Source organism: Pontivivens marinum (assembly GCF_900231835.1).
GTDB lineage: Bacteria > Pseudomonadota > Alphaproteobacteria > Rhodobacterales > Rhodobacteraceae > Pontivivens > Pontivivens marinum.
Genome location: NZ_OCTN01000008.1, coordinates 76,126 through 88,693, shown reverse-complemented (window position 1 = coordinate 88,693; position 12,568 = coordinate 76,126). Strand labels below are relative to the sequence as shown.

At 60.6% G+C, this 12,568-nt stretch carries 13 protein-coding genes; 4 read left to right on the top strand and 9 right to left on the bottom strand.

Features of this window, described 5'->3' with window-relative positions; genetic code table 11:
* Both CR254_RS15205 and CR254_RS15200 read right to left on the bottom strand, forming a co-directional pair.
* On the bottom strand, positions 1-873 hold the full coding sequence (locus CR254_RS15205; RefSeq protein ID WP_097931486.1) for a DUF58 domain-containing protein: 873 nt from the start codon (positions 871-873) through the stop codon (positions 1-3).
* A 2-nt stretch (positions 874-875) separates the two neighbouring features.
* The gene (locus CR254_RS15200; protein ID WP_097931484.1) at positions 876-1,868 is read right to left on the bottom strand and encodes an AAA family ATPase; all 993 of its coding nucleotides are present in this window, start codon (positions 1,866-1,868) and stop codon (positions 876-878) included.
* 82 nt (positions 1,869-1,950) lie between these two features.
* Between CR254_RS15200 and CR254_RS15195 the strand changes: the two genes are divergently transcribed.
* Both CR254_RS15195 and CR254_RS15190 read left to right on the top strand, forming a co-directional pair.
* On the top strand, positions 1,951-2,544 hold the full coding sequence (locus tag CR254_RS15195) for a DUF1285 domain-containing protein (protein ID WP_097931482.1): 594 nt from the start codon (positions 1,951-1,953) through the stop codon (positions 2,542-2,544).
* Between the two features lie 26 nt (positions 2,545-2,570).
* On the top strand, positions 2,571-3,086 hold the full coding sequence (locus CR254_RS15190) for a hypothetical protein (RefSeq protein WP_097931480.1): 516 nt from the start codon (positions 2,571-2,573) through the stop codon (positions 3,084-3,086).
* Positions 3,087-3,126: 40 nt separating this feature from the next.
* On the opposite strand, the gene CR254_RS15185 is transcribed toward CR254_RS15190, so the two are convergent.
* From CR254_RS15185 to gpmI, 4 genes are read right to left on the bottom strand one after another with little or no spacing between them, the layout of a single operon-like run.
* Positions 3,127-3,612, bottom strand: a complete 486-nt coding sequence (locus CR254_RS15185; RefSeq protein ID WP_097931567.1) for an RNA pyrophosphohydrolase — start codon at positions 3,610-3,612, stop codon at positions 3,127-3,129.
* Positions 3,613-3,614: 2 nt separating this feature from the next.
* On the bottom strand, positions 3,615-4,934 hold the full coding sequence (locus CR254_RS15180; RefSeq protein WP_097931478.1) for a S41 family peptidase: 1,320 nt from the start codon (positions 4,932-4,934) through the stop codon (positions 3,615-3,617).
* Between the two features lie 31 nt (positions 4,935-4,965).
* Entirely contained in the window at positions 4,966-6,084 is a 1,119-nt protein-coding gene (locus CR254_RS15175) for a murein hydrolase activator EnvC family protein (RefSeq protein ID WP_097931476.1), read from the bottom strand.
* Positions 6,081-7,601, bottom strand: a complete 1,521-nt coding sequence (gene gpmI / locus CR254_RS15170) for a 2,3-bisphosphoglycerate-independent phosphoglycerate mutase (RefSeq protein ID WP_097931474.1) — start codon at positions 7,599-7,601, stop codon at positions 6,081-6,083. The genes CR254_RS15175 and gpmI overlap by 4 nt, the downstream gene beginning before the upstream one ends.
* A gap of 192 nt (positions 7,602-7,793) precedes the next feature.
* Here gpmI and purD point away from each other — a divergent pair, with 192 nt between their 5' ends.
* Positions 7,794-9,053, top strand: a complete 1,260-nt coding sequence (purD, locus tag CR254_RS15165; RefSeq protein ID WP_097931472.1) for a phosphoribosylamine--glycine ligase — start codon at positions 7,794-7,796, stop codon at positions 9,051-9,053.
* 25 nt (positions 9,054-9,078) lie between these two features.
* Here purD and CR254_RS15160 read toward each other — a convergent pair whose 3' ends face one another.
* Together CR254_RS15160 and CR254_RS15155 are read right to left on the bottom strand one after the other, a co-directional pair.
* Positions 9,079-9,732 carry a hypothetical protein gene (locus CR254_RS15160; protein WP_097931470.1) on the bottom strand — a complete coding sequence of 218 codons (654 nt, stop codon included), beginning with the start codon at positions 9,730-9,732 and terminating at the stop codon, positions 9,079-9,081.
* A gap of 36 nt (positions 9,733-9,768) precedes the next feature.
* A complete protein-coding gene (locus tag CR254_RS15155) occupies positions 9,769-10,092 on the bottom strand; it encodes a 2Fe-2S iron-sulfur cluster-binding protein (RefSeq protein ID WP_097931468.1) in 324 nt (107 codons plus the stop codon).
* Between the two features lie 183 nt (positions 10,093-10,275).
* Between CR254_RS15155 and CR254_RS15150 the strand changes: the two genes are divergently transcribed.
* On the top strand, positions 10,276-11,007 hold the full coding sequence (locus tag CR254_RS15150; protein ID WP_097931466.1) for a calcium-binding protein: 732 nt from the start codon (positions 10,276-10,278) through the stop codon (positions 11,005-11,007).
* A gap of 39 nt (positions 11,008-11,046) precedes the next feature.
* Here CR254_RS15150 and CR254_RS15145 read toward each other — a convergent pair whose 3' ends face one another.
* The gene (locus tag CR254_RS15145; protein WP_245851677.1) at positions 11,047-12,471 is read right to left on the bottom strand and encodes a DegQ family serine endoprotease; all 1,425 of its coding nucleotides are present in this window, start codon (positions 12,469-12,471) and stop codon (positions 11,047-11,049) included.
* Positions 12,472-12,568 lie beyond the last annotated feature (97 nt).

The following is a 12,568-nucleotide window of genomic DNA, read 5'->3' as shown; positions in this document are numbered from 1 at the left end:
TTAGCGCCGCTCCCCCTCAATTACGCGGTGCAACCATAGCAACGCAGTGCCCGCCGGATCCTGAACGCGGTGCACGTTGAACGACCAACCGGACAGGCGTGCGCGTGTCCGCAGCATGTCGCGCCGTGCCGCCAACCGCGCCTGATACCCGTCACGCAGGGAGCGCGCCCGCTGCGCCTCAAACGAAATCGCGCCGGACATCGAGCGGAATTCCGTGCGCCCATCAAATGGAAACGCCTCCTCGCTCTGATCCATGACCTGCAACATCACGACCCGCTGACCCTGAGTGGCCAGCCTGTCCAAAGCGGGAACCAGCACCTCATCCGGCGCCAGAAAATCGGAAAGAACGACCAGCAAGCCACTGTGATCATTCGGCATAACAGGAACGGAATATTCGTCGCGCCCCTGCGAGATACTCAACATCTCCGCAATGCGATCCACCTGCATACGGCCACCACCGGCGGGCAAGGCAGGGTGCGCCAGCGCCACCCGCTCCCCCCCGCGCACCAATAGCAGTGACAAGGCGCATCCCAGAACCGCCGCCCGAGCCCGCTTGGTTTCGCCCTGCTGCGGATAATCCATCGACAAGGCAGGATCGACGCTCAGCGTGACCGTCTGCGCGGCAGACCATTCGGTTTGGCGTACAAAGGCCGCATCGGATCGCGCCGATCGACGCCAATCAATCGTGCTGGCCGCATCACCGGCGATCGCCTGACGATATTGCCAGAATTCCTCGCCCATGCCCGCACGCCTGCGGCCATGATCGCCCAATACGACGGTGGCGGCCAACCGCTCCGCCTGCGCCAAGAGCGGGGGCAATCCCCCCGTGGCGCGGCGCGCGGTGGCCTGTAATGCTTCGGAGGATGAGGACATGCTCACGCAGCGGCAGCTAGGCCGAGGTGCCGCTCAACCAATTGCGCAATCAGATCGTTCAACTGTACCCCCTCGGCCCGCGCGGCATAATTCAGCGCCATGCGGTGCGTCAGAACCGGAACGGCCAACGCGGCAACATCGGCCAGATCAGGGGCCAAGCGGTTGTCGAGCAAGGCCCGCGCCCGCACACCCAACATCAACGCCTGCGCCGCACGCGGCCCCGGCCCCCACGCAATCGCATCGGTCGCAGCATTCCCCGCAACAGGTCGCGCCGCGCGCACCAGATCGAGGATCGCCTCGACCACCGCCTCACCCACCGGCATCCGGCGCAGCATGGCTTGCATGGCAATCAGCTCATGTGCGCTCAGCACAGGTTGCAGGGTACTATCATCGGCACCGGTCGTGGCCAGCAGGATTGCACGCTCATCATCACGATCCGGGTAATCCACGTCAATCTGGAACAGGAACCGGTCCAACTGCGCCTCGGGCAGCGGATAGGTGCCCTCCTGCTCAATCGGGTTTTGCGTGGCTAATACGTGGAACGGCGCGGGCAAATCACGGCGCTGCCCCGCGACGCTGACATGATGTTCCTGCATCGCCTGTAGCAACGCGGACTGCGTGCGGGGGCCCGCGCGATTAATCTCATCCGCCATCAGCAATTGGCAGAAAATCGGCCCCTCGATAAAGCGGAACGCGCGGGTGCCATCAGGGGCGGTTTCCAGAACCTCCGCGCCCAGAATATCCGAGGGCATCAGGTCCGGCGTGAACTGCACGCGATTTGCGTTCAGCCCCAACACCGTGCCCAGCGTTTCGACCAGCAGCGTTTTGGCCAGACCGGGCGCACCAACCAGCAGGCCATGCCCGCCGGACAGGATCGCGGCCAGCGCCAGATCCACCACTTTTTCCTGACCGATCACCCGCCGCGCGACCATTTCACGCACCGATATAAGGCGCTGCCCAGCCTGCTCGATTTCGATCAGAAGTGAATCACTCATCCCGCATCCCCTGTTTTGCACCGCATTTGCACTACTGTTACTATTGAACACATAATCTCTCTGCACCGAAAGGCACGCCCCCGTGAACAGTGAAAACACCGGATCACCAAATCTCAGCGCCGACGGCATCGCAAGTGCGGTTCGACGCGCCGCGCCGCGCGGACTTCCGCCGGTGGAAAAGTGGAACCCGCCCTTTTGCGGCGATCTGGACATGCGGATCGCGCGGGACGGCACGTGGTACTACCTTGGCACGCCAATCGGGCGCAAACCGCTGGTCAAGCTGTTCTCCTCGATCATCAAGAAGGAGGGCGACGATTATTTCCTCGTCACTCCGGTCGAGAAAATCGGCATCACGGTTGAGGACGCCCCCTTTGTCGCCGTTGACTTCACCGTGCAGGGCGACGGGCAGGACGCGAATATCACCTTCACCACGCAGGTTGGCGATCAGGCGACAGCCGGTGCCGATCACATGATCCGCATTGTACGTGACCCCGAAACCGGTGAGCCCTCGCCCTATGTGAACATCCGTCGCAATCTGGATGCGCTGATTGACCGCAAGAGTTTCTATCGTCTGGTCGATATCGGGGTTGCGCATCCCGTCGAAGGAGAAGACTGGTTCGGCATCTGGTCCGGCGGCGTGTTCTTCCCGTTTATTCCGGTCGCGGAGTTAAGCTAACCCTTTCATTTAAGTCAGGATATTTCATGCGTTTTATCGCACTTGCCGTCGCCGCCACGGCGTTAACCGCGTGCACCGTGCCCGCCGCCATGCCCGTAGCCGACGCGCCGCAGGAACCCGCGCCCAGCGTCCTGCTGGCCCGTTCCGGCATTATCGCATTGGATGAGCATGACAGCCTGCTGGCCTTCGGATCGCCGATGCAGGATGTGCAGCCGCGTCTGGAACCCATCCTCGGCCCTGTGGCGATCCAACTGGTGAACGAGGATTGCGGTGCGGGCTCTGTCACCTTCGATGAATACGAGGATGTAACGCTGCTATCGCAAAACGGCATTCTGGTCGGATGGTCTACGCACAGCGCCTCGCTGCGCACCGATGCGGGTATCGGATTGGGCAGTTCGGAAATCGAGCTTAGCGCGGCCTACACGACCGAGATTGAGGTCAGCAGCCTAGGGCGAGAATTTTCATCCGAGGGGTTCTATGGCCTGATCGAGAATGGCCAGATCGTCGATCTATGGGCCGGTACGTCCTGCGTCTTCCGCTAGGATAGGATCAGGCCCCTGCATCCGCCGGGGCCTGCTTCACTCACGCTAGAACAGGCGCAAATTCGTCCAGAACGGCGCGATAGATTGGCCGCTTAAACGGCACAATCACCTCAACCATCTGGTCCGGCGTCATCCAGCGCCAGTCCGAAAACTCGGCATGGTCAACATCAACATTGATCGCCGTATCGCCCGCATCCAGCCGGATTAAAAACCAGACCTGCTTTTGCCCGCGAAACCGCCCGCCCCACCGTTTCGGCACGACATCATGCGGCAGATCATAATGATGCCATTCCGCCGATTGCGCCAGAACAGTGACCTGATCGGGCGCAACGCCGGTTTCTTCCTCCAGCTCACGCAGGGCGGCGGCTTCAGGCGTTTCGCCCTCATCAATGCCGCCCTGTGGGGCCTGCCACGCACCAACAGCGCCGTGAACGCGAGCACCGGCAAATAACCGCCCCGCCCCGTCCGTCAGCATAACGCCAACGCAGGGGCGATAGGGCAGCGCCGCGATTTCAGCCGCGCTCAACATTAGCGATCCGAATAGACAGACAACCCCTTGAGGATGTCGAGCGCATAGGAAAGCTGGAAATCGTCATCACGCAGCAGCGCATCCGCCTCAAGCCGCGCACGCTCTTCTTCAAGCTGCTCACGCTCATCATCGGTCAGGCTGTCGTTGCTGAGCGAGCCACGCAGATCGGCCTCGGACCGACGCGGGATCACGCCCTCCTCAGCAACTTCACTGGCCAAACGCTGGCTGACGATCACATCCGGCTCAATGCCAAGCGCCTGAATCGACCGCCCCGATGGCGTGTAATAACGCGCCGTGGTCAGGCGCATCGCACCGTTGCCCTGCAATGGCATGATCGTCTGAACCGACCCCTTACCAAAGCTCTTCTCGCCCACGATGATCGCACGACGATGATCCTGCAACGCACCGGCCACAATCTCGGATGCCGATGCGGACCCGCCATTGATCAGCACGACCATTGGCAGCCCCTCGGCCAAATCGCCCAGCGTCGCGTTATAGCGATCGCTATCCGATGCCGCACGACCGCGGGTGGACACAATCTCACCCTGATCGAGGAATGCATCCGAAACATAGATCGCCTGATCCAGTAAGCCACCGGGATTGTTGCGCAAATCCAGAACAACGCCGCGGGCATTCTCGATACCACCCAACGCCTCGACCTGCGCTGCCATCTCTGTTTCAAGGTTGGCATAGGTTTGCTGGTTAAAGGTCGTGACCCGCAGAACGACGGCCTCTGCCTCGGTCCGGCCACGCACAGCACGGATCTGGATTGTATCGCGGATGATGCTGACCTCGAATGGCTCAACGCCCTCACGCACGACGGTGATGATGATCTCGGACCCGACCGGCCCGCGCATCAGGTCAACCGCTTCGTTCAGATTCAGGCCCAGAACGCTCTCGCCATCGACATGGGTGATGAAATCGCCCGCCTCGATACCGGCCTCGGCGGCGGGGGTGTCGTCGATGGGGGATACCACCTTGACGAAGCCATCCTCCTGCGTGACCTCAATGCCCAGACCGCCAAACTCACCACGGGTCTGTTCGCGCATATCGGTGAAATCGGCAGGCGGCAGATAGCTGGAATGCGGGTCGAGCGATGTCAGCATGCCGTTGATCGCGCTTTCGATCAGCTCACGCTCGTCTACTTCCTCAACGTAGTCGGCACGGACCCGCTCGAAAATATTCCCGAACAGATCAAGGTATTCGTAAGTCGTCCGCGACCTGTCATCACTTTGCGCAAACAGTGGTGCCACAAATTGAGTCGTTACGAGAACACCGGCCAGCGTTCCTGCAAGTCCCGCCACGAGTATCTTGCTCATCGAATATTCCTTACTCTGTCTCTAACGTATCTCAATTAAGTTCAAACCACAGCGTCGGATCGACTGGAACGCCATCATGACGCAGTTCGATGTAAATTACCTGTTGTTGATTTGGGCCGTTTTCCGCCTGAGGTTCAACCCCAAAGCCAGCAACACCACTACCCGATTGCGTGAGCGTCCCGATAGGTTCCCCCGCCAAAACAACCTCACCGGCCTGCCGCTGCACCTCACCCAAACCGGCGAGGATCATCAACCACCCCTCCGCCGGTTCCAGCACAGCGATTTGCCCATATTCCAGAAACGGGCCGGTATAGCGCAGAGTGGCCGTCCAAGGCGCGGTCACCTGATGGATGCCGTCCTGTACGCTCAACACAATGCCGGGTCGCACGGTGCCATCGGCATCACGCGCACCATAGGTCCGCAGGATGCTCCCCGGAACCGGTGGCGTTAAGGTGCCGCGTGCCTGTTCGAAAGTCTCCGCCGCGCGGGTCTCACCCGTCAGGCTTTGCCGCGCTAAAACACGGGCGAAGGCTTGCAAATTCTGGCTATCCGCACGCAATCGCTGAACCAGCGCCGGATCTGGGTTCGGCGGAACTGTGCGTTCATCCAATGCCGTCTTCAACGCCATCCGCGCCTGCTGCACACCGGACAGGCCATCGCGCATCACGCCCTCGGCACGGGATTGTTCGGCGGCGATAATATCCAGCTCGATCATCATGGCGCGCAGGGCATCAGCCTCGGCCTGTAACTGCGGAACAATCGCGGCCATCATCTGCGCCGCGCGCGCAGCACCCTCCGGCCCTGAGGGATGCAACATCAGCAACGGCGCTGGCGCACGGCTGACACGGTGCAATCCGCCCAGCAACCGTGCGAGGCGATCCCGCTCCCGCGCCATTTCCGCGCCCATCACACTGGCGCGCAGGGCCAGATCACGATCCGCCTCACGTCGCGCCGCCAGACCCAGCTCGTATCCCTGCACAACCTGCGCCAGAACCGAGAGCCGACGCTCGCCGCGCGGCGCGGATGCCAACCCCTCAGCCGCGTCGCCGATCAGACGCGCCGCTCGCTCCGTCTGACGCACCACATCGGATTGCGCGAACGCCCCCGTGGCTATCACCGTCGCGATCAAAAGGCAGGCAATGCCCCTCATACCGAAATCAAGCTCCGCCCCGTCATCTCCTTGGGTGGCTCGATCTGCATCAGGTCCAGCAGGCTGGGCGCCAAATCGGCCAGCCGCCCGCTCATCATCCGCGCGCCCTTTGGTCCACCGACCAAAATGACCGGCACAGGGTTCAACGTATGCGCCGTGTGCGGCCCGCCCGTGGCAGGGTCCACCATAACCTCGCAATTGCCGTGATCCGCCGTGACAATCATCGCGCCGCCGGCAGCCCCGACCGCATCAACCACACGGCCAAGGCCAGTATCCACCGCAGCACAGGCCGCCATTGCCGCCTCCAGATCACCGGTATGCCCAACCATATCAGGGTTGGCATAGTTCACGACGATCAGGTCATAGGTGCCGCTTTCAATCGCCGCGACCAATTGATCCGTCACTTCGACCGAACTCATCTCGGGCTGCATATCATAGGTGCGCACATTGGGGGATTTCGGCATGGTGCGATCCTCCCCTTCATTCGGAACCTCGATCCCACCGTTGAGGAAGAACGTCACATGCGGATATTTCTCTGTCTCCGCGATGCGGAACTGATGCTTGCCCTGCGCCGCGACCCACTGACCCAACGTGTTGGGAATATCGACGGAGGGAAACATCACATCCAGCCGCGCATTCAACGCATCCGAATATTCAACCATACCGCAGGCCGCGGCCAAGTCGATCTGCTTACGCTCGAACCCGTCAAAGTCCGGCTCAACAAAGGCCGCCAAAATCTCACGCGCGCGGTCTGCGCGGAAATTCAAGAACAGCAAACCATCGCCGTCCTGCATCCCGTCATAATCGCCAATGACCGATGCCTCGATAAACTCATCCGTTTCACCGCGATCATAGGCCGCCGCAATCGCGGTATCGCAATTGGGCATTTCCACGCCCTTTGCGTTCGCAATCAGCTCATAGGCCGCCTGAACCCGCTCCCACCGGTTATCACGATCCAGCGCATAAAAACGTCCGATCATGGTGGCAATAACCACCCCCTCGGGCAATTCCTGCTCTAAGGCATAAGCCTGATCGCGGGCCGATTTCGGAGCCACATCACGCCCGTCGGTGAACAAGTGCAGTTTAACCGGCACACCCGCCGCCGCAACAACACGCGCGGCCTGCGCGATATGGCGCTGATGCGCATGCACCCCACCGGGTGAGGCAAGCCCCATCAGATGCGCCGTACCACCGCTTTCCTTGAGCGCGGCGATATATTTGACCAGCGCCGGATTGATGTCGAATGACCCATCCTCAATCGCGTTATCAATCTTGGGCAAATCCATCCAGACAACGCGACCAGCCCCGATATTGGTGTGGCCAACCTCGGAATTGCCCATCTGCCCCTCAGGCAAACCAACATCCGGCCCATGCGCGGCCAGCGTTGAATTGGGGCATTCCGCCATCAACCGATCGAATACCGGCGTGTCGGCCAGCGCAACCGCGTTCGCTTCGGTTTCGTCACTCAATCCCCAACCATCGAGGATACACAGGATAACAGGGCGCGGTGTCGTCATGGGGAACTCCTATCAGCTTGCCCATGACATAGGGCGCACCCAACGCTTACGGCAAGCCCACGGATCGCATTCTTCAAATATCCACTCTAAATCCCACCTAAATCCCATCTAAACCACCGCGATGACCGGCAAACCTTGCGCAAAGCGTCGCCCTTGTCCTAGATGCGCGAAACCGGACACAGGGGCGCATACATGAACATCCTCATCCTCGGCGGCGGCGGGCGTGAACACGCGCTGGCATGGGCCATTTCTCAAAACCCCAAATGCGACCGGCTGTTTTGTGCACCCGGAAATGCCGGCATAGCCGAGATCGCCGAATGCGTGCGCATCAACCCCGAGGACGCAGCCGCCGTTATCGCCTTTGCTGGCGAACACGCGATTGATTTCGTCGTCATCGGGCCAGAGGCACCACTGGCCGCCGGCGTTGCGGATGAGCTGCGCAATGCAGGCTACCTGACCTTTGGCCCGTCCAAGGCAGCAGCACAGGTTGAGGCATCCAAGGCGTTTACCAAGGAACTTTGCGACGCCGCAAACGCCCCCACCGCCGCCTATGCCCGCTTTACCGACGCCGCCCCGGCCAAGGAATACATCACCGAACAGGGCGCCCCCATCGTGATCAAGGCGGACGGGCTGGCTGCGGGTAAAGGTGTGACGGTCGCCATGGACGTGGACACGGCTCTCGCCGCGATCGACGATTGCTTCTCCGGCGCATTCGGTGCGGCAGGGGCAGAGGTCGTGATCGAGGAATTCATGGACGGTGAGGAAGTCTCCCTCTTCGTGCTGACTGACGGCACCGCGATGCTCTCGCTTGCCTCGGCGCAGGATCACAAACGCGCCTATGATGGCGATGAGGGGCCAAATACCGGCGGCATGGGCGCCTATTCCCCCGCGCCGGTCCTGACACCGGAATTGCTGGATCAGGCGATGTCGCAAATCGTGGCCCCCTGCCTGGCCGAGCTGCGCGACCGCGGCATGCCCTTTGCAGGCGTGCTGTATGCAGGCCTGATGATCCAGAACGGACAGGCGCGACTGGTCGAATATAATGCCCGCTTTGGCGACCCTGAATGTCAGCTTTTGATGGCCCGCATGGGCGCACAGGCGCTGGACCTGCTGCTGGCCGTGGCCGAGGGCACGCTGGCCGATGCGCAGGTTGCATGGGCCGACGATCACGCCGTCACCGTCGTTCTGGCGGCCAAGGGATATCCCGGCGATTATGCCAAGGGCGAGGCAATCCACCTGCCCGACCTGACCGGACAGCCGCTTGTGCAAATATTCCACGCAGGCACGGCGGATCAGGATGGGCAACTCGTCTCGAATGGCGGGCGCGTATTGGGCGTAACCGCACGCGGCGCAACGCTACAGGACGCACGCGATCTGGCCTATTCGGTGGTGGATCAGGTCAAATGGGATGGCGGCTTTCACCGCACCGATATCGGCTGGCGCGCACTGTAACGCCGCCAGCGACCAACGGCGCTGCCTAAGGGCACGCCGTTGGCAAAACGCCGTTCGGAATTGGAAATGGCTCCGACCGTAACTGCTGATCGTCGGTCAGCATGGTCAACCGCCCTAGGCGCCAACGCGCATCCGCCGTGATAATCGCGGGCCCCTCAGGGCACTCAACAATCCCGCCAGCGATAAAATTCTGCCCGATCTGATGATTTGAGTGACCGGCGGACGATGCGATCTCAATCAAATACCCGTCCAAGCGCCAAATCCGCAGCGTGCCACCGATATGCGGCGTTTCGACATAGGCAATTTCCAACTGCCCATCGCCATCCAGATCCGCGATGCCAATCGGGGCCAGCCAGCGGTTGCGCCGCCCGAACCAATGGGTCCGCGCCTCCAACCGCAATTGCCCTTCAGCATATTCGTACACCGCCAGCGCAGCACCGGCGTTGAAGCGGGTTTCGACCACGACGATCTCAATCCCCGCATCATCATCCAGCTGCACCACACGCGGCGCAATATCCTCGAAAATATGATCGGGCGGCAAAACCAGCTCTGCCACCTGCCCGTCTGTGTCCGTAACGCGCAGGCCGTGCCATTCGGGAATATCGCCCAAAACGCCATGCCCATAGGATGCGCGCCCGTCGATTTGGGTGAACGCAACCTCCTGCGCATTGCCAGCCACAGCGCAGCCGCAAAGCAGCCAGCAATTTTAGGCGCATCAGATCTGCTTTTCAGGCATCCGAACAACCAAGCCGTCCAGATCATCGGTGACCTTGATCTGGCAGGTCAGGCGCGAGGTCGCTGGATTGGGCTGCCATGCGAAATCCAGCATGTCCTCCTCCATCGGGTCCTTTGCGGGGACTTTGTCTGCCCATGCCTCGGCCACGTAAACGTGGCAGGTGGAGCACGCACATGCGCCGCCGCAATCCGCCTCGATGCCCGGAATATTGTTGTCGCGCGCACCCTCCATGACTGTCAGCCCGTTGGCGACATCCACGACATGCTCTGTGCCGTTATGCTCGATATATGTAATTTTAGCCATGAGATGTGCCCCTCGTTCGCAATCCGTCTTAGATCGGTTCTAACTGCAAGAACGAAGCGGCTACAACGCAAATTTTCGCTATCTCACCCTCTTCGCGTTAACCAATTTATAAGCTATTGCTTGGATTTTAAATAAATCCGGCTGATATGTGTGCGGCGAGTTTAGTAAAATTGGAGCGATGTGATGGCCAAGGATTTCAACTTCACCGAAAATGGCACCGTCCAATCCGTTGAGCCGGCTCGTACTGTACTGACCACTGATATCCTTGTCGGGCATGTTGTCTCCACCCCGCTGCAACCACTGGCGCAGATCGGCCTGGGCGTGGAAATCACCTCTGCGATCGACAGTGACAGCTTTGATTTCATCGCCGACACCCCGTTTGAATTCGTGCCGACGATCCCTGACGATAACGGCACCGTCGGACCAATCACACCAGTTGAGGTGGTTGAGGATACGCCCCCCGCACCACAGGGAAGCGATTGGGATATTGAGGTTTTTGAGGACGGACGTCAGGTTCTAACGCCTGAGAACGACATCCTTCAGGCGCGTCTGGGCAACCGGGTTGACGGCGAACAGCACATCGGAACCCGCGCCGCCGATGCACTGACAGGAACTGATGGCGACGACGTTCTGATCGGGGCAAAGGGTGACGACATTATGACCGGCGGGCAGGGCGCAGATGTGTTTGTCTTTAGCCAAAGCAGCACCGGAACCGACCGCATCACCGACTTCACCGTGGGTCAGGATCACCTGTATTTCGCTGCTGATACTGTGTTTGATTTGGATGAGATTTCGATCACCCAACAGGGCGATGATACACTGCTAAGCTGGCATCGCGGCCATTCCGAAGTGTTGCTTGAGGACGTTAACGCCATCGATTTGGACGCGGACAGCTTCATCCTCGCCGCATTGTAATCACCGCCCCGCACCTGCGGGACGGCGATAGTGTTAACCTTACTCGTCCAGATCGAGCGCGACGAAACGCGGGCTTCCACCCTCACGCACCAGCATCAGAACCGATTTGCGGCCAGCTTCACGAACCTCGGCGATGATATCCACCACATCAGCGGGCGCATCGACGGAACGCTGACCTACCTCGGAAATGACCTGCCCGACACGCACGCCGCGTGTATAGGCGTCGCTCAATTCGTCCACACCGATGACCACAACGCCACGCACCGTTTCGGGGATACCGTATTGGTCGCGCAGCCCCTCAGTCATGCCCAGCAATGTCATGCCAGCAACCTCGGCCTGCTCAGGCTCCGTGACCTTGCCGTCAGGCTCATCGCCTTCGACCTCAGCGGTGGAGGTATCTTCCAACCGACCCAACGTGATCGACAGCGTGCGCGTGCGGCCATCGCGGAACACGATTACCCGAACGGCCTTACCAACCTGCGTCGCGGCAACAACTCGCGGCAGCTCGCGCATCTCGTTGATTTCACGGCCATCAAAGGTCAGGATAACGTCGCCTGCCTCAACACCACCATCGGCGGCGGGACCGGGGGGAACATCGGCAACCAGCGCGCCGCGTGCTTCCTCTAGCCCGATTGCCTCGGCCACACCCTCATCAACAGGCTGGATACGAACGCCCAGCCAACCGCGGCGGGTTTCGCCGAATTCGCGCAACTGATCCACAACACCCGATACAACAGCCGAGGACATGGAGAAGCCAATCCCGATCGAGCCACCATTTGGCGACAGGATCGCAGTGTTCACGCCAATCACCTCACCGTTCATGTTGAACAACGGACCGCCGGAGTTTCCACGGTTGATCGCAGCATCGGTCTGAATGAAATCATCGAACGAGCCGGACAGTTCGCGGTTACGCGCCGACACAATACCAGCCGAGACGGAGAAGCCCTGCCCCAGCGGATTACCGATCGCCAGAACCCAATCCCCCACACGCGCCAGATCGCTATTACCAAATGCGACGAAGGGCAGCGGCTGAACCGGCTCAACCTTTAGCACCGCAATATCGGTGCGCGGATCGGTTCCGACCAGTTCCGCCGGCAGTTCAGTACCGTTGAAAAACTCGACGAGGATCTCATCCGCCTGTTCGATCACGTGGTTATTGGTCACGATATAACCGTCGGCGGAAATGACAAAGCCCGACCCCAACGCCTGTGCGCGACGCTGCTGTGGCTCACCATCCTGACGGTCGAGGAAATCGCGGAAGAAATCCTCAAACGGCGATCCCTCGGGGATTTGCGGTGCGATCCCGGGGTTTTGCGCGGTAATGGTCTGGCTGGTGGTGATGTTGACGACGGACGGGCTTAACCCCTCTGCCAGATCGGCGAAGCTTGCAGGACGGCTTTGCGCCTGTGCGGCCCCGATATCGGCGCCAATCACGGCCAGGCCGAGGCAGGCCGCGAACGCCATATGGCAGCTCATACCAATCACAGTTCTAATTCGTGTCAATTTTGGTCCTCCTGAACGCACTTCCGAGGGTCATCGCCAGCGTCCCCCGCCCCTAAAC

What these genes read in the sequence shown, in the direction of transcription:
- CR254_RS15205 (WP_097931486.1), bottom strand. Translation starts at nt 873, where the DNA reads ATGTCCTCATCCTCCGAAGCATTACAGGCCACCGCGCGCCGCGCCACG.
- CR254_RS15200 (WP_097931484.1), bottom strand. Translation starts at nt 1,868, where the DNA reads ATGAGTGATTCACTTCTGATCGAAATCGAGCAGGCTGGGCAGCGCCTT.
- CR254_RS15190 (WP_097931480.1), top strand. Translation starts at nt 2,571, where the DNA reads ATGCGTTTTATCGCACTTGCCGTCGCCGCCACGGCGTTAACCGCGTGC.
- CR254_RS15180 (WP_097931478.1), bottom strand. Translation starts at nt 4,934, where the DNA reads ATGAGCAAGATACTCGTGGCGGGACTTGCAGGAACGCTGGCCGGTGTT.
- CR254_RS15175 (WP_097931476.1), bottom strand. Translation starts at nt 6,084, where the DNA reads ATGAGGGGCATTGCCTGCCTTTTGATCGCGACGGTGATAGCCACGGGG.
- gpmI (WP_097931474.1), bottom strand. Translation starts at nt 7,601, where the DNA reads ATGACGACACCGCGCCCTGTTATCCTGTGTATCCTCGATGGTTGGGGA.
- purD (WP_097931472.1), top strand. Translation starts at nt 7,794, where the DNA reads ATGAACATCCTCATCCTCGGCGGCGGCGGGCGTGAACACGCGCTGGCA.
- CR254_RS15155 (WP_097931468.1), bottom strand. Translation starts at nt 10,092, where the DNA reads ATGGCTAAAATTACATATATCGAGCATAACGGCACAGAGCATGTCGTG.
- CR254_RS15150 (WP_097931466.1), top strand. Translation starts at nt 10,276, where the DNA reads ATGGCCAAGGATTTCAACTTCACCGAAAATGGCACCGTCCAATCCGTT.
- CR254_RS15145 (WP_245851677.1), bottom strand. Translation starts at nt 12,471, where the DNA reads ATGGCGTTCGCGGCCTGCCTCGGCCTGGCCGTGATTGGCGCCGATATC.